Origin of the sequence: Neptunomonas sp. XY-337, from assembly GCF_004959845.1 — a bacterium.
Lineage (GTDB): Bacteria > Pseudomonadota > Gammaproteobacteria > Pseudomonadales > Balneatricaceae > Neptunomonas > Neptunomonas marina.
Genome location: NZ_SPLL01000003.1, coordinates 583313 through 600440, shown reverse-complemented (window position 1 = coordinate 600440; position 17128 = coordinate 583313). Strand labels below are relative to the sequence as shown.

Annotated in this window: 12 protein-coding genes; 7 read left to right on the top strand and 5 right to left on the bottom strand. The window is 52.4% G+C overall.

The window, feature by feature from the left end; translation table 11 throughout:
- The first annotated feature begins 208 nt into the window (after positions 1-208).
- From E4L36_RS09960 to E4L36_RS09950, 3 genes are all read left to right on the top strand, one after another.
- Positions 209-544, top strand: coding sequence for an SPOR domain-containing protein (locus tag E4L36_RS09960; RefSeq protein ID WP_206064539.1), 336 nt, complete (start codon positions 209-211; stop codon positions 542-544).
- Between the two features lie 218 nt (positions 545-762).
- The gene (gene gltB / locus E4L36_RS09955) at positions 763-5220 is read left to right on the top strand and encodes a glutamate synthase large subunit (protein WP_136680465.1); all 4458 of its coding nucleotides are present in this window, start codon (positions 763-765) and stop codon (positions 5218-5220) included.
- A gap of 62 nt (positions 5221-5282) precedes the next feature.
- Positions 5283-6704, top strand: a complete 1422-nt coding sequence (locus E4L36_RS09950) for an FAD-dependent oxidoreductase (protein WP_127693316.1) — start codon at positions 5283-5285, stop codon at positions 6702-6704.
- Between the two features lie 60 nt (positions 6705-6764).
- Here E4L36_RS09950 and E4L36_RS09945 read toward each other — a convergent pair whose 3' ends face one another.
- Positions 6765-7916, bottom strand: coding sequence for a PLP-dependent aminotransferase family protein (locus E4L36_RS09945; RefSeq protein WP_136680464.1), 1152 nt, complete (start codon positions 7914-7916; stop codon positions 6765-6767).
- Positions 7917-8021: 105 nt separating this feature from the next.
- Here E4L36_RS09945 and E4L36_RS09940 point away from each other — a divergent pair, with 105 nt between their 5' ends.
- Positions 8022-8909 carry a GyrI-like domain-containing protein gene (locus tag E4L36_RS09940; protein ID WP_136680463.1) on the top strand — a complete coding sequence of 296 codons (888 nt, stop codon included), beginning with the start codon at positions 8022-8024 and terminating at the stop codon, positions 8907-8909.
- Positions 8910-8951: 42 nt separating this feature from the next.
- On the opposite strand, the gene putP is transcribed toward E4L36_RS09940, so the two are convergent.
- From putP to putA, 3 genes are all read right to left on the bottom strand, one after another.
- Positions 8952-10442, bottom strand: a complete 1491-nt coding sequence (gene putP / locus E4L36_RS09935; protein ID WP_136680462.1) for a sodium/proline symporter PutP — start codon at positions 10440-10442, stop codon at positions 8952-8954.
- Positions 10443-10608: 166 nt separating this feature from the next.
- The gene (locus E4L36_RS09930) at positions 10609-11286 is read right to left on the bottom strand and encodes a proline dehydrogenase (protein WP_136680461.1); all 678 of its coding nucleotides are present in this window, start codon (positions 11284-11286) and stop codon (positions 10609-10611) included.
- Between the two features lie 14 nt (positions 11287-11300).
- Complete coding sequence (gene putA, locus E4L36_RS09925) at positions 11301-14417, bottom strand: bifunctional proline dehydrogenase/L-glutamate gamma-semialdehyde dehydrogenase PutA (protein WP_136680460.1); 3117 nt, start codon at positions 14415-14417, stop codon at positions 11301-11303.
- 336 nt (positions 14418-14753) lie between these two features.
- On the opposite strand from putA, the gene purE reads away from it, so the two are divergent.
- Both purE and purK read left to right on the top strand, forming a co-directional pair.
- Positions 14754-15245 (top strand): 5-(carboxyamino)imidazole ribonucleotide mutase, encoded by a 492-nt coding sequence (gene purE, locus E4L36_RS09920; RefSeq protein WP_127693311.1) that lies wholly within the window; start codon positions 14754-14756, stop codon positions 15243-15245.
- Positions 15245-16321, top strand: coding sequence for a 5-(carboxyamino)imidazole ribonucleotide synthase (gene purK / locus E4L36_RS09915; protein ID WP_127693310.1), 1077 nt, complete (start codon positions 15245-15247; stop codon positions 16319-16321). Before purE ends, purK begins: the two co-directional genes overlap by 1 nt.
- 15 nt (positions 16322-16336) lie before the next feature.
- On the opposite strand, the gene E4L36_RS09910 is transcribed toward purK, so the two are convergent.
- Positions 16337-16597, bottom strand: a complete 261-nt coding sequence (locus tag E4L36_RS09910) for a hypothetical protein (protein ID WP_127693309.1) — start codon at positions 16595-16597, stop codon at positions 16337-16339.
- Positions 16598-16620: 23 nt separating this feature from the next.
- On the opposite strand from E4L36_RS09910, the gene E4L36_RS09905 reads away from it, so the two are divergent.
- Positions 16621-17100 (top strand): DUF2489 domain-containing protein, encoded by a 480-nt coding sequence (locus tag E4L36_RS09905; RefSeq protein ID WP_136680459.1) that lies wholly within the window; start codon positions 16621-16623, stop codon positions 17098-17100.
- Positions 17101-17128: the final 28 nt, after the last annotated feature.

The window sequence follows — 17128 nt, the reverse complement described above, 5'->3', positions numbered from 1 at the left end:
TCCAGCTCCAGCTCCAGCTCCAGCTCCAGCTCCAGCTCCAGCTCCAGCTCCAGCTCCAGCTCCAGCTCCAGCTCCAGCTCCAGCTCCAGCTCCAGCTCCAGCTCCAGCTCCAGCTCCAGCTGTTGTGGAAAGCGCCGCCCAAAAAGCACCAACTAAGACTAGCTCTAAAGTCGAACAGACAAAGCTGGATGTAGTTAAATATCCTGATTTGAAGGATGATTCAGATAAAATCAAGGGCATAAGTCCCTGGTTGAAGGAAAAAGAACTGCTTAATTGGCCTGCGTCGGCTTTCACATTGCAGGTGCTAGGTGCCAGATCAGAAGAAAGTGTCGAAAAATTCATCGCCTCACTCGATAGTAGAGACCGCCTCTACTACTTCAAAACCGTCTTAAGCGGTAAACCTTGGCATGTTGTGGTCTATGGCCAGTATGCGAGTAAAGCGGCTGCATCCCGCGCAATTACTGGACTTCCGGAAGAGCTGCGCAAATTAGGACCATGGCCGAGAAGCGTGAAAGGGGTTCACCAAGACATACAAAAGAAATAGCTTTTGGTCTTTCGAAAAAACAGTAAAATTTATTAAAAAAGCGGCATTTTGCCGCTTTTTTTCTGTCTTAGGTCACTTTTTGATCGCTTAAAATTTGTCCCAATTTGCTCCTGTGTGTAGAATGTCCGTCCATTTTTGCCTGCTAAGATATTGTTCAGGCAACAGGATATGATGACAAGTATCTGATTTACAAAGAACTTTTTGAGTGAGAATGACTTATGAGCACAGGTCTGTATCGCCCCGGTGAGTTTAAGGATAACTGTGGCTTTGGTCTGATGGCGCACCTGGAAGGGGAAGCCAGTCATGATCTATTACAAAAAGCAATCGAAGCACTCGCTTGCATGACCCATCGTGGCGGTATCGCTGCGGATGGTAAGACAGGTGATGGCTGTGGATTGTTGATGCAAAAGCCAGATAGTTTCCTTCGTTCAGCAGCTAAACAAGAGTTGGGTATTGAGCTTGGTGAGCTGTATGCGGTGGGTATGGTGTTCATGTCCCGTGAACCAGAGCAGGCAGAAGCCGCTCGTCAAACCCTGAACCGTGAACTATCAGCACAAGGACTTTCAGTCGCCGGTTGGCGTATTGTTCCGACCGACGAGTCGTGCCTTGGCCCGATTGCAAAGGATACATTGCCACAAATTGAACAGGTCTTTGTTGAGCCAACTAGCCAATCTGAGCGTGAGTTCCAAGTTAGCCTATTTACAGCGCGTCGCAAGGCTGAAATCGCACTTGCAGGCGATACCGATTTCTACATCTGTAGTTTGTCCGATAAGGTCATCTCCTATAAAGGTCTGACGATGCCGGTTGACTTGCCGGTCTTCTACAAAGACCTTGCCGATGAAAGCCTGACAACTGCGGTTTGTACATACCACCAGCGTTTCTCTACGAATACGGCACCGCGCTGGCCGTTGGCTCAGCCATTCCGCTTCCTAGCGCACAATGGTGAGATCAACACTGTCGAGGGTAACCGCAACTGGGCGCGTGCGCGCTCACGCAAGTTTGCGACAGACATGTTGCCAGACCTTGATGCGTTGCAGCCAGTCGTAAATACAACCGGTTCTGACTCTTCAAGTATGGACAACATGCTTGAGTTCCTAATGGTCGGCGGCGTCGATATCTACCGCGCTGTACGCATGATCGTTCCGCCTGCGTGGCAGAATGTTGATACGATGGACACCGAGCTACGTGCGTTCTATGAGTACAACTCGATGCACATGGAACCATGGGACGGCCCAGCAGGTATGGTAATGACCGATGGTCGCTTTGCCGTATGTATGCTGGACCGAAATGGTCTGCGTCCATCGCGTTGGGTGATGACTAAGCAGGGTTATATCTGTACAGCGTCTGAGATTGGCGTCTTTAGTTACCAGCCAGAAGATATTGTCGCTCAAGGCCGTGTTGGTCCGGGCCAGATCTTGGCAATCGATACGCAGTCTGGTGAAATTCTTCACACGGCAGATGTCGATAATAAGCTTAAAAAAGCGCAACCATACAAAAAGTGGCTGAAAGAGAATGCGCTGCGCCTAGAGCAGACGATGAACCTCAAAGAGGAGTCGCAATCCTTCCGCGACATGTCTGCGGACGAGGTCAAAACCTGCATGAAAATGTTCCAGGTGACCTTCGAAGAGCGTGATCAGATTATCCGTCCACTCGGCGAGTCGGGTATGGAAGCGGTTGGCTCGATGGGTGACGACAAACCGATGGCGGTTTTGTCGAACCGCATCCGTGCACCTTACGATTACTTCCGTCAGCAGTTTGCTCAGGTAACAAACCCACCTATCGATCCGCTGCGTGAAGCGATCGTTATGTCGCTAGAGACATGTCTGGGGCGTGAGCAAAATGTCTTTGAAGAGACGCCACAGCATGCTCGCCGTGTGATCTTAACAACGCCGGTTCTCTCTGCGTCTAAGTTCCGCCGCTTGCGTGATAATACGGTTGAGGGCTTTGAGGTCGCGACGATCGATCTTAACTATGACCCGAACGAGAAGAGTCTCAAGCAAGCCATTGAAGCGGTTGCTGATGAAGCTGAGCAGTTGGTTCGCGATGGCAAGGTTATCATCATCCTGTCTGATGCTAAGCTGGAACAGGGTAAGCTGCCTGTTCACGCGGCGATGGCAACAGGTGCAGTACACCACCGTCTGGTAGATACGGGCTTACGCTGCGATGCCAACATCGTTGTAGAGTCTGGCACCGTGCGTGATCCGCACCATTTTGCTGTGCTATTCGGATTTGGTGCGACAGCGGTCTTCCCATACTTGGTATACCGTGTATTGAACGACCTATGCGCCTCTGGCGAGATCAAACTTGAGCCGCTTGATAGTCACGAAAACTATCGTAAAGGCATCAATAAAGGTCTGATGAAGATCCTATCGAAGATGGGGATCTCGACAATTGCCTCCTACCGTGGTGCACAGTTGTTCGAAGCGGTTGGCTTGAGCTCTGAGATCGTCAACTTGTGCTTCAAGGGGGTCATGAGCCGCATCGAAGGTGCTCGTTTTGAAGATTTCGAAACAGAGCAAGCGTTGCTGGCCAAAGAAGCATGGACGGCACGTAAGCCAATCCAGCAGGGTGGTTTGCTGAAGTACATGCACGATGGTGAGTACCACGCATACAACCCAGATGTTGTGCGTACTATCCATGAAGCGGTCGAATCCGGTGATCCAGCCAAGTACCAAGAGTACGCGGATCTGGTGAATAACCGCGGTGTGGCAACGATTCGTGATCTGTTAGCACTGCGCACTGATCTACAGCCTATCTCGATCGACGAAGTTGAGCCGGCATCTGAAATCCTAAAACGCTTCGACTCTGCTGCGATGTCGCTTGGCGCGTTGTCTCCTGAAGCGCACGAAGCGCTTGCCGTTGCGATGAACGAATTAGGCGGCCGCTCTAACTCCGGTGAGGGTGGTGAAGATCCAGCCCGTCACGGCACCATGAAACGCTCTAAGATCAAGCAGATTGCGTCGGGCCGCTTTGGCGTCACGCCAGAGTACTTGATGAGTGCTGATGTCATGCAGATTAAGGTGGCTCAGGGTGCGAAGCCGGGTGAAGGCGGTCAGTTACCAGGTGGCAAGGTAAACGATCTTATCGCTCGTTTACGTTACTCGGTACCGGGTGTGACGCTTATTTCACCGCCGCCGCACCATGATATCTATTCAATCGAGGACTTGGCTCAGCTCATCTTCGATCTTAAGCAGATCAACCCTGAAGGTTTGGTGTCGGTGAAGCTGGTATCACGTCCTGGCGTAGGTACGATTGCGTGTGGTGTTGCTAAGGCCTACGCGGATCTGATTACTATCTCCGGTTACGACGGCGGCACAGCTGCATCGCCACTGACGTCGATTCACTATGCGGGATCGCCATGGGAGCTAGGCTTGGCGGATGCACATCAATCTCTGCGCGGTAACCAATTGCGCGGTAATGTGCGTTTGCAAACAGATGGTGGTTTGAAAACGGGCCTTGATGTCGTGAAAGGCGCAATTCTGGGTGCTGAGAGCTTTGGCTTCGGTACAATGCCGATGGTTGCCTTGGGTTGTAAGTATCTACGTATTTGCCACTTGAATAACTGTGCGACCGGTGTAGCGACGCAGAATGAGAAACTGCGTGAAGAGTACTTCCGCGGTACCGTCGAGATGGTGAAAAACTTCTTCACATTCGTTGCTGAAGAAGCGCGTCAGTGGATGGCTCAGATGGGCGTTCGTTCCATGGAAGAGCTTGTTGGCCGCGTTGATCTGCTGGAAATTGCTGAAGGTAAAACACCGAAGCAACGCAATCTGAATCTTGAGCCAATTATCAGCACCGCAGGTATTGCACCTGAGTATCCAAATACGTGTCAGAAACCGAAGAATGATCCGTATGATGCCGGTGACCTAAACACGAAGATGGCAGAGCTTGCTAAAGCGGCTATCGACGCAAAAGAGGGCGGCATGTGGGATCTCGAGATCACCAGCTGTGACCGCTCTGTGGGTGCACGTACGTCGGGTCTGATTGCTAAAGCACATGGCAACTTGGGCATGGAAGATCAGCCAGTTACCTTTAACTTTAAAGGTCATGCTGGTCAGTCGTTCGGTGTTTGGAACGCGGGTGGCCAGAACTTGATCCTTGAAGGTGATGCGAACGACTACGTCGGTAAAGGCATGGCTGGTGGTCAGGTGGTGATCAAGCCATTCAAAGAGGTGACGTTCGAGTCGAATAAAACATCGATTCTGGGTAACACCTGCTTGTACGGCGCGACGGGCGGTAAGCTATTCGCGGCAGGCCGTGCTGGTGAGCGCTTCGCGGTACGTAACTCAGGTTGTCACGCCGTTATCGAAGGTGCGGGTGACCACTGTTGTGAGTACATGACTGGCGGTTTGGTAACAGTACTTGGCCAAACAGGCTACAACTTTGGTGCGGGCATGACCGGCGGTTTTGCTTATGTTCTGGATCAGGACAACACCTTTGTTGATAAGTACAACCATGAGCTGGTTGAGATTCACCGTATCCACACGGAGCAGATGGAAATTTACAAAAACCATCTGCGCTCAGTGATCATTGAATTCACAAAAGCGACGAACAGTGCTTGGGGTTGGGAGTTGATCGAAAACTACGAAGACTACCTAGCACGCTTCTGGCTTGTGAAGCCAAAAGCAGCATCGCTGAATGATCTACTGAATAGTGTTCGCATCCGTCCAGAGTAAAGACGCGCGAAAGAAGTTTAACGTGCGCCCGCAGTGCGGGCGCTAAGAACGAGGTGGGGACCATGGCTGAACGTCTTAACAACGATTTCCAGTTCATCGACGTATCCCGAAAAGGGCCTGAGAAGATCGAGGCCAACGTTCGTAAGCAGCAATTTGCTGAAATCTACGAGCCTTTTGAACAAGAAGATGCATCCGACCAGTCACATCGTTGTCTGGAATGCGGTAACCCTTACTGCTCTTGGAAGTGTCCTGTACATAACCATATCCCCAACTGGCTTAAGCTGGTGTCGGAGGGGAATATCCTGAAAGCCGCGGAGCTTAGCCACCAAACTAACTCTCTGCCAGAGGTGTGTGGCCGCGTTTGTCCACAAGATCGCTTGTGTGAAGGCGCATGTACACTGAATGACGGTTTCGGTGCAGTCACCATCGGGTCTGTGGAAAAGTACATCACAGATACCGCATTTGCGATGGGCTGGAAGCCTGATATGTCTGCAGTGCCGGAAACAGACAAGCGTGTTGCCATTGTTGGCGCAGGGCCTGCGGGCTTGGCGGCAGCGGATATTTTGGTACGTAATGGCGTAAAGCCGGTCGTCTTTGACCGTAACCCCGAAATTGGTGGCTTGCTGACGTTTGGTATTCCAGAGTTTAAGCTCGAGAAAAATGTGATGTCGCGTCGCCGTGAGATCTTCACGGAGATGGGTGTTGAGTTCCAGCTTAATATGGAAGTCGGTAAAGATGTCACGATGCAGCAATTGGTTGATGAGTACGATGCTGTATTCCTTGGTATGGGTACTTACACCTACATGAAGGGCGGCTTCCCAGGCGAAGAGCTCGAAGGCGTTTATGATGCGCTGCCATTCTTGATCTCAAACGTAAATCACTGTTTAGGGTTCGAGAAAGATCCGTCTGAGTACATCAGCATGGAAGGGCAGCGAGTTGTTGTGCTGGGTGGTGGTGATACCGCGATGGACTGTAACCGCACATCGGTACGTCAGAGCGCGCAAAGCGTGATCTGTGCATACCGTCGTGACGAGGCAAATATGCCGGGTTCTAAGCGTGAGGTTGAGAATGCACGCGAAGAGGGCGTCCAGTTTATGTTCAACCGTCAGCCTGTTGAGGTGGTCGGTGAGAATGGCAAAGTGACCGGCGTTAAACTGGTGACAACGCAGATGGGGGCGCCGGATGAAAACGGCCGCCGCCGTGCTGAAGTTGTAGCGGGCTCTGAAGAGATCCTGCCTGCAGATGCAGTATTGGTTGCGTTTGGCTTCCGTCCTAGCCCTGCGCCGTGGTTTGCTGATTTTGGTATCGATATGCACGATGATGGCCGCGTAAAGGCGCCGGAAGCGGGCAGCTATCCATTCCAAACAACCAATCCAAAGATCTTTGCTGGTGGTGACATGGTACGTGGCTCCGATCTGGTGGTAACAGCGATTGCTGAGGGCCGCAAGGCTGCTGAAGGTATTCTTGATTACCTAGAAGTTTAAAAGTAGTCACTTCGCTGTAAAAAAGCCGCGCTTATGCGCGGCTTTTTTGTGCGTGCTGGACTAGATCCTTGATGCTTGGTAAGCGCGATAGAGACGAGCAACGCCGGCGGTTATTTGCTCGGCAGTGGCATGGGTGAAATTGAGCCGAGCCGCATCACTGAACTGCTCTGCGTTTGGGCAAAAAGCCTTGCCCGGCACAATCGCGACACCTTCCTCTAGGCCCCGTTTTGCGAGAATCTCGGTATCACAATGGTGAAAGACAACCCAGAGAAACATGCCGCCACTGGGAACAGTAAAACGGACCTTGTCGCCAAACGTATCTTGCAGTGCATTGACGAGTCGATCACGTTTATTCGCATACGCTGCGCGAATGGCTGGTAGGTGCTGGCTTATCGTCGTTTGGCTTAACGTGTTGAGCACCAGTTGCTGCATCGGTAGGCTGGAGTGCAGGTCGGTCGCTTGCTTGACGCGTAACAGAGCCTTGTGGCTTTCTGGATCGCAGACAACGTACCCGATACGAACGCCGGGGGTGACCGTTTTTGAGAACGAGCTGAGAAAAAAATGTGGCCCAGAGCAGAGCGATGTCACGCTTGGCAGCAACTCGCCGTCGTAATTTAGCTCGGCATAGGGAGCATCCTCAATTAAGCGAGTATGGCTGTGGCTTAGTATCCGTGCGACTTGTTGGCGTGTCTCCGCCGGCCAGCGGTTACCCGTTGGGTTATGAAAATCAGGAACGGCGTAGAACAGCTTTGGCTGGTGCTCGTCGATCAATTTGGCAAGCAGCGCGGTATCAATTCCGCTATCTGTTTGCGGTATCAGGATAATTTGGGCTTCTGCGAGCTGGAACACCTGCAATGCGCCAAGGTAGCTTGGGCTTTCGACAAGCACTGTATCGCCAGGGTTTAAATAAGTACGTGCGATTAAGTCCAGTGCTTGCTGCGAACCTGTTGTGATCAGCACATCGTTATTTTTACCGCAATGATGGTGTTGTTTAATCCAGTCGCGCAGCGGCTCTAGGCCTGCACTAACACCGTATTGAAAGGCGGCTCTATCGTCAGCTAGCTGTGTTGTTGCTAGCCCCAACTGGGTCATTGGAAACAGGCTCGCATCCGGTAAGCCGCCCGCAAATGAGATCATCTCCGGCTGCTGTGTTGCTTGCAGTATTTCGCGGATATAAGATGGTTTTAACCGCTGTGCTCGTGTCGAAATCATATCTTCCCTCCTTTTTGAACCAAGATACGGGCTTCTGGCTTTCGATACTGTTGGCTGTGTGCGGGCTTAGTTGTCCATTTGTGCGAAATCTTTACAGGGCGGGTAATGACGGTGTCGAGAGGCCAGCAGTTACATCAAGGGCGCATCAATGAAGTGCTGTATAAAATTCATCAGGACATCCGTGTTGCACATACTGCAAAGTCTTTAGCGGATGTAGCCGCGTACTCGCCGTTTCATTTTCAACGGGTGTTTAAAGAGGTCACTGGTGAGAACTTAAACGACTACCTACGCCGCACGCGCTTAGAGCAGGCGGCGAATAAGCTCTTATTTGAACCGGAGAGCAGTGTCGCTGATGTGGCGCATAGCTGCGGCTTTCTATCCCATGCATCCTTCAGCCAAGCCTTTAAGCGCCACTTTGGCGCCTCGCCAAAAGTGTGGCGTAGCGGTGGTTATGCAGGGTTTACCCAAGCTAATTTTGATACACAGCAGCGTGATATTGCCGCTGCCGGAGCGCAAGTAGAACTGCCTAACATGCAGCTGCGTCAGATGCCAGAGCGGCGCGTGGCGTATGTGCGCCATCAAGGTTACGATCGCAGTATCAGTATTGCATGGCATCGTCTATTGCAGTGGGCAAAGACTGAGGAGGTCGATACTCAAACGGCGACTATGCTAGCGCTGCACCACTCTAATCCAAGCTTGGTCGCGCTGGCGGATTGCCGATATGTGGCATGTTTAGAGGTGCCAGAAAATGTATGGCGTAAAGGTTCCGTGGGGATTTTAACCATCCCGGGAGGGTTGCATGGTGTTTTTTCAGCGCGTGGCCGTATGGGGGATTTGCTGCCGTTAATTTACGCGTTTTATCATCGCTGGCTACCCGGCAGTGGATATCATCTTGCCAATACGCCTGCTTATGCGATCTATCAACGAAACCAGTTTTTAGACCCAGATGAGCGATTTGAACTGCAGTACGCAGTGCCACTCTCAGTGGTGTAGGGGGAGAGCGCTAGCCCGCACAGCAGGCCAGCGCGGATGTTCTTACAGCTTGCTTAAGTAGCTATCAAAGCGCGCTTTGATTGAGTCAGAAGGCTCGCTGGTTGCCAAGCTAACCACCACAATCGCCACCGTTGCGAAGATCATACCTGGTACGATCTCGTAGAGATCAAACAGGCCGCCGCTCAGCTGCTTCCAAACCACAACCGTGATACCACCGACCAACACACCAGCCAGCGCACCGAAGCGGTTCATGCGTTTCCAGTACAGGCACAACACCAGCGTCGGGCCGAAGGCCGCACCAAAGCCTGCCCAAGCGTAGGACACCAGCCCCAGCACAGAACTGTCTGGCGTCATCGCCAGCATCAGCGCAATAATCGATAACAGGATGACAGCAACACGGCCAACCAGCACGATCTCTTTTTGGGATGCGTCTTTGCGGAAGACTTGCTTGTAGAAATCTTCAGCAAGCGCAGAGGACGATACCAACAGCTGTGAGTCCGCTGTACTCATGATTGCTGCCAAGATAGCAGCCAGCAGAATACCTGCCACAACAGGGTGGAACATGGCGTTTACCAGCACCATGAAGATCTTTTCGCCATCGCCTAAGTCGCCACCCAATTGGTTGTCGACATACAGGATGCCCACTAAGCCAACGAGCATCGCACCAGCCATGGAAAGGCCAGACCAAACCACAGCGATACGGCGAGCTGTACCGATATCTTGGTTGCTACGTACCGCAGCAAAACGCGCCAAGATATGCGGCTGGCCAAAGTAACCTAAGCCCCACGCGGCCAACGAAATAATCGCAATTGCCGTTAGAGGTTCACCACTTGCGTCATTCCAGATGGTTAAGAGTTCAGGGTTTTTCGCTTCCAAGACAGCAGCCAAGTTACCGAAACCACCCTCGGTTTGGATTGCGATGATCGGCACCAATAGCAGTGCCGCAGCCATCAGCAGGCCCTGCACTAAGTCAGTCCAGCTAACAGCGAGGAAACCACCAAACAGCGTATAGGAAACGACACAAACTGTGCCGATGATCACGGCCAACGTGTAATCGAGACCAAACACTGTTTCAAATAGCTTGCCGCCAGCAACTAAGCCAGAGCTGGTGTAGAACAAGAAGAACAGCAGGATGAAGAAGGCGGAGATCACCTGTAGCAGGTTGGACTTATCTTCGAAGCGCTTGGCGAAGAACTCCGGCAGTGTCAGTGCATCATCTGCTTCAATACTGTAAGTACGCAGACGTTTGGCAACTAACAACCAGTTCAGCCATGTGCCTAGCAGCAACCCGCCGCCTAGCCAAATTGATTCCATACCGGATGCAAATGCATAGCCTGGTAGACCCAAGAGTAGCCAGCCACTCATGTCAGATGCACCCGCGGATAAAGCCGCTGGCCAAGGCCCTAGGGAACGGCCACCCAAAAAGTAATCAGATGAGTTTGCGGTGCGTCGATACGCGTACACACCGATGGCCAACATCAGCGCCAGATAGACGAGAAAGGTGCCAATAATGGCCACGTTGTTTTCGATCATGGTGATACCTCATGCTTATTTTTAGAACTGATCGGGTGGGTAACAGGGTGGAGCTCCCGATCAAAAAGCGCCAAAGGTTATACGACTTTTGGCTAGTGTGCGAGCCGCTTATCCCACTCAAAAAAAATGGCACCGAAAATCCTCTTCGGTGCCAGCGAGTGAAAACTTAAATATCCTCGCGGCCTCCCAGCTCCAGAAGAGAGGCGTTACCGCCCACAGCGGTGGTGTTGATAGTGATGGTTGCTTCGGTGACAAAGCGCCATAGGAAGTCTTCGGTCAGTTGATGCGCTAATGGCTCGTCAGTGGATAGCGCAACCAGTTGGGCAAGACAGCCGTCGCGCTGCGCTAGGTTGCGATTCAAAGCCAGAGTATCGCGTGGCTCGCCACAGAACGCGTACAAGCTGATCGGCTCACACGCAGCAAGCGCCTCAAGAGGGGCTTCTACCGCGACGAGTACATCAGCGAAATCGGCTGCAGTGAGTGCCGCTTGCAGGTGCTGCACCACGGGGTGGTCAACAGCCGCCAGTACCACATTGCCTGTTAGCAAAGCGGTGACGAGTTGGGCGATCAAGGCATCATCCGCGCCCTTCGTTTGTGCACACACCGCTACAACGCCACGGCCTTCCCAGATCAGTGTATTTGATTCACCGGTTGGGCCGGGCAGCTCAATGCTGGGCGTCATTACATCCAGCGCCTGCTTGATTAACCAAGGAGCCACTGGCTGTTGCAGCGTTTGAGTCGCTTGGCGCAGAATTTCGGCGCGCGCGGCGATTCCGTGTTGGTTCCAGCGCTCCCATGCAGACAGGGCGCGTTGACCTGCTTCGATCAAGTTAGAGTGCGTCATGTTGAGCTCCTTAGTCATGCTTGGGTGACACGAACGGTTTTCGTGAAACGCTTCAAATAGTGCGGCCCGCCCGCTTTCGGTCCGGTGCCGGATAAGCCCTGACCACCAAATGGCTGTACACCCACAACCGCGCCCACTTGGTCACGGTTGACGTACATGTTGCCGGCGCGCACGCGCTGGGTAATGTGCACCGAGGTGGTTTCATTACGTGAATGGATGCCCAGCGTAAGGCCGTAACCTGTTGCATTGATACGATCAATAATTTGGTCTAGCTCGCTGGCCTTGTAGCGCACCACATGCAAAATTGGCCCAAACTGCTCGCGGCCTAGTTGGTCGATGCTGTTGATCTCAAAGGCTGTTGGCGCGACGAAGGTGCCCTGTTCTGCGTTATGTGGCAGGGGCGTTTGGGCGATCAGTGTCGCTTCTTGTTGCATACGTTCGATGTGTGCCAGCAAGCCCGCTTGTGCCTCACGGTCGATCACCGGGCCGACATCCGTTTGGTGTAGGCTCGGGTCGCCAACCACTTGCTCAAGCATCGCGCCACGAATCATTGGGATAACACGTTCGGCGATATCTTCCTGCACAAAAAGAACGCGCAACGCCGAGCAGCGCTGCCCCGCTGAGGCAAATGCAGAGCGTACGACATCGCGTACCACCTGTTCAGGCAGTGAAGTGGAGTCGATGATCATGGCGTTTTGGCCGCCCGTCTCAGCGATCAGTGGTGCCGGTGCCGTGTTGCGGTTTGCCAGCGATCGGTTGATTAGGCGGGCTGTCTCGGTCGAGCCTGTGAAGGCAACACCCGCAATACGCACATCGCTGGTGAGTGGTGCGCCCACTGTTGCTCCATCGCCCGGCAGCAGTTGAATTGCACCTGCCGGTACGCCTGCTTCAAGCAACAGCTCGATGGCGCGGTAAGCGATTAAACTTGTTTGCTCTGCAGGCTTCGCAATCACAGTGTTACCCGCTGCTAACGCTGCTGTTACTTGACCGAGGAAGATCGCCAGTGGGAAGTTCCATGGTGAGATACAAGCAAATACACCACGGCCTTGGCGTTCAGTGACAAAGCTTGTGCCATTGAAGTCTTGGCTCGTGTGCGGCGTGGTTAGGTGCTCTTGAGCCTGTACGGCATAGTAGCGGCAGAAGTCGACCGCTTCGCGGATCTCATCGATGCTGTCTTGCAGGGTTTTACCCGCTTCACGATGGCAAAGCGCCATCAACTCACCGTAGTTTGCTTCGAGCAGATCGCCCAACTTCGCGATCGCGGCAGCACGCTCTGCAACGGGCGTTGCACGCCATGTTGGGTAGAAGTCGGCAGCGGCGGCAATGGCTGTTTGTACGGTATCTGCATCGGCCCAGTAAACCTGACCCACGGTTTCGCTGTGCTGGTAAGGCGCAGTTACGCTGTGCTGTTCACCAGTCTGGCATAGCTGGCCATTCACGATGGGGCCTGCCTGCCATTGGGTGCCCATAAACGGCTTGATGATGGCAGCGAACGCTTCCCAATCGGCTTCGATATCAATATTAACGCCTTGCGAGTTGGTGCGTGTATCACCGTAAAGCTGCCCAGGCAGTGGAATATAGGGATTTGCTAAGCTTTTACGAGCGCTCAAGACGTCCACGGGATGGTGGACAAGATCAGCTACCGGGCAGCGTGCATCCACCAAACGGTGCACGAATGAACTGTTGGCGCCGTTCTCAAGCAGGCGACGCACCAAGTAAGGTAGCAAGTCTTTATGGTTGCCAACCGGAGCATAGATACGCACGTTAACATCGTGCTGCTTGATAACCGTGTTGTAGAGCGCATCACCCATGCCGTGTAGGCGCTGGAATTCGTAATCATCGTGCGCTGTCATGGTAACAATGGCGGCAACGGTGTGCGCATTATGGCTGGCGAACTGTGGATAGATATTGCCGCGAACATCTTCACTCAACAGGAAGCGTGCACAGGCCAAGTAAGCGGTATCAGTGGCTTCTTTGCGTGTATAAACCGGATAGCCCTGCAAACCCCGTTGCTGACAATTCTTGATCTCGCTATCCCAGTAGGCGCCTTTTACGAGGCGCAAAGGAATGCAGTCACCTTGTGCTTTCGCAAGAGCGGCTAGCCAAGCAAGTACTGGCAGTGCCCGTTTTGAGTAAGCTTGCACGACAAGGCCAAACTGCCCCCAGCCCTTGATTGCGGTGCTGGTATAAAGCTTTTCGAATAGCTCCAACGATAGTTCGAGGCGGTCGGCTTCTTCTGCATCAATGGTGATGCCCACATTCAAAGCACGTGCTTTTTCTGCCAGTGCGATGACCTGTGTGTACATCTCTTCCATTACGCGTGCTTTTTGCGCCACTTCATACCGTGGGTGCAACGCCGAGAGTTTAATGGAGATCGTTGGTCGCGGAGCGTCGCCGGTGAATGTGTTGTTACCCACCGCTTCGATCGCGCTTAAGTAGTCATCGAAGTACTTCTTCGCATCAGCTTGGGTCAGTGCCGCTTCGCCTAGCATGTCAAAGGAGTAGGTGTAGCCTTTCTCGCGATAGCTCTTACCGCGTTTCAGGGCTTCATCGATTGAGCGGCCCAGTACAAACTGGTGACCCATAATTTTCATCGCTTGGTACATCGCCTTACGGATCATAGGCTCCGACATCTTGTTAACCAAGCGGTTGATCGCACTAGACGCATTGCCCTCGGTGTCTTTGTCCATCGAGACAACTTTACCGGTCAGCAGCAATCCCCATGTGGATGCATTAACAAAGAGCGAGTCTGATTTGCTCAGGTGAGCTTTCCAGTCAGCCACTGATAGTTTGTCGCGGATCAGAGCGTCGGCGGTATCAGCGTCTGGGATACGCATCAAGGCTTCGGCAAGACACATCAGCAGAATACCCTCTTGGGTATCAAGGCTGTATTCTAGTAACAGCGCATCCACCATGTGAATAGCGTCATCGTCTGCGCGAACCTGTTCGATTAGGGCCGTGGCACCTTGTGTGATGGTGTTGCGCTCGTCGTCTGAAGGTGCGGCAAGCGGCAATAACTCTTTCAACCAGGCCGATTCATCCACCGCATAAAGAGGTGAAATTTTTTCCCACAACGTATCGCGTGGCTGGTCGATATATCCCGGTATTAGGACATCAGTGGCTTTGAACATAGCTATGCTCCCTAAACAATCGTGACGGCGTACGATGCGCGGTCTTCGTATTTGGACTCGACACTGTAGGGGAGTGTTCAATGAGCGTCTTACATGATCCTCTGGTTTGTTTGCGAAATACTCTGATTTGGCGAGTATTTGAATAATTTTCATGATGCTGTCATCAATTTCCTGACTCAAAAAGCAGCTTTTTCCGCAGCGGAGGGGTGCGTATTTTTGCGTGAGAACAGGCGAACGCGAGCTAGTTTTTTGCTACAATGCCGCTTTGCTATTTTCAAGCCCCAGCGAGCGATCATTCGATGCTGTGCCGGGCCTACCGTAAATTGGATTGACGTTATGCAAGCAAGTGTTGCCATCATCATGGGTTCTAAAAGTGATTGGGAAACCATGAAACCTGCCACCGAAATTCTTGATCAACTGCAAGTGGGTTACCACGTGGAAGTTGTGTCGGCGCATCGCACGCCGGGTAAGTTGTTCAGTTTCTCTGAAACCGCAGCTGAAAATGGCTATCAAGTGATCATTGCTGGTGCTGGTGGCGCTGCGCATCTACCTGGCATGGTTGCTGCGAACACGCGTCTTCCTGTGCTGGGTGTTCCGGTACAAAGCAAAGCCTTAAGCGGTATGGACAGCTTGCTATCGATTGTTCAGATGCCAAAGGGCGTTGCCGTTGGCACGCTTGCGATTGGTTCGGCAGGTGCTTTTAATGCCGGTTTGCTAGCGGCTCAAATGCTGGCTAACCAAGATGCTGAGTTAGCAGCGCGTATCGAAGCTTTCCGCGCTGCTCAGACTGAAACTGTTCTTGAAAATCCAGATCCACGAGAAGCTTAATGAGTAAAGTTTGGGTATTAGGCGCCGGTCAACTCGGTGCAATGCTACGACATGCGGCCATGCCTTTGGGTGTTGACGTCGAACCGGTTGATATTGAACAACCGTTCGCTGTTGAGATGTCACCAAATGATGTTGTGACAGCGGAGCGAGAGCAATGGCCAGAAACTGGCGCAACGGTCCAGTTGGCGAATCATCCGCACTTTTTGAACCGTGAAGTATTTCCGCGTCTCGCTGATCGCTTTACACAAAAGCAGCTACTGGATGAGCTTCAGATCGCAACAGCGCCATGGCAGCTGGTCGGGCAGGATACCCAAGCGGCAACACTTTACGAACGCCTCGGTGATACGGTGCTGTTGAAGCGCCGTACGGGCGGTTACGATGGCCGTGGGCAGTTTTGGCTCAAGCAGGCTGAAGGCACCAAAGTGCCTGAAGGTTGGCACAATGAAGCGATTGCTGAGAAGAAAATTCCGTTCGATGAGGAAGTATCGTTAGTCGGTGCCCGTGATGCCGAAGGTAATCTGTACTTCTATCCGCTAGCGTTGAATCTACACGTCAACGGTATTCTGATGGCGTCCGTGGCGCCACTCGCACGTCTGGAAGCGCTGCAAAGTGAAGCTGAGCAGATGCTGGGTAAGCTGCTTGACTCATTGGATTACGTGGGTGTGATGGCAATGGAGTGCTTCCGTGTTGGCGATCACTTGATGGTTAACGAGCTAGCACCACGCGTACACAACAGCGGGCATTGGACGCAAGCCGGTGCGAGTATCAGCCAATTTGAGTACCACGTGCGCGCAGTTGCAGGTCTGCCGATGGCGCCAGCTATCGTGAAGGGCCAGTCTGTGATGATCAACCTGATCGGCGTTGAGAAGCAGGATGCTTGGTTATCAGTACCGAGCGCAGAGCTTTACTGGTATGGGAAAGAGGTGCGTGTTGGCCGTAAAGTGGGGCATATCAATCTGACTAATTCAGATCTACCGGCGCTACAGCAGTCATTGCAGGCACTTCAACCGATGTTCCCTGTGCCGTATCCACAGGTCTTTGAATGGGTTGAAAATGCGTTGAACAACGCCACCTAAACGCCCTTGGTTTGGTTAATCAGCCTCTGCTTGTGCAGGGGCTTTTTTATGGGTGGCCTGAATGCCCAACCAGAACGTATAAGAGGTGTTAAAGCCTTGCGCAAGGCGATAGGCAAGTTGGTAGTTAAGCGCCTGCTGACCCGAAAGTATCGCTTCAAACACAGCGCAATCTAGACCGCATAAGTCAGCGGCTTCTTGGGCGCTCATCTGAGTGGGGTGCAGATACATTTCACGAATAACATCACCTACGGTAGGATGAGACGTAAATTTTTTCATAGCGTTAACAGAGAGTAGCTCGCGTGTCAGAAACAGTTATCTACAGTTTAATAGCGATAGGTGTGATCGCCATTATCGGTTTGTCGATCTATATATACCGACAGTACCGCTTTATTAAAACGAAGCAAGCGCAACAACGTGAGCAGCTCGCGCGTTTGGAAGCTCAGCGCCAAGAAAAGTACACCTATGTTGTGGATAGCCTAAAAATTCTTGCGCATGCGCTGCAAGAGGAGCAAGTGGGTCCGGTTGAGGCCTCGATCCGCATTCGCTCGCTGCTCGATTACTATGATGCGTCACTTCATCAGCAAGCTGAATATCAGGTATTCGATGAGGTTTTCCGAGAGACCGAACATATTCCAATTCTAGAGGCCTGGAAAGCGCTGGATCGTAAGACACGACGCAAATTTGAGCGTGATATCGAGCAGATTGAGCAAGCACGCGGTGATGCCGTCAAAGCCGCGGCGAAGCAGTTACTCGTGCTATTGAATCAGCCTCGGCATTAATCGCTGATCACGCGGCAAGAACGAGGAG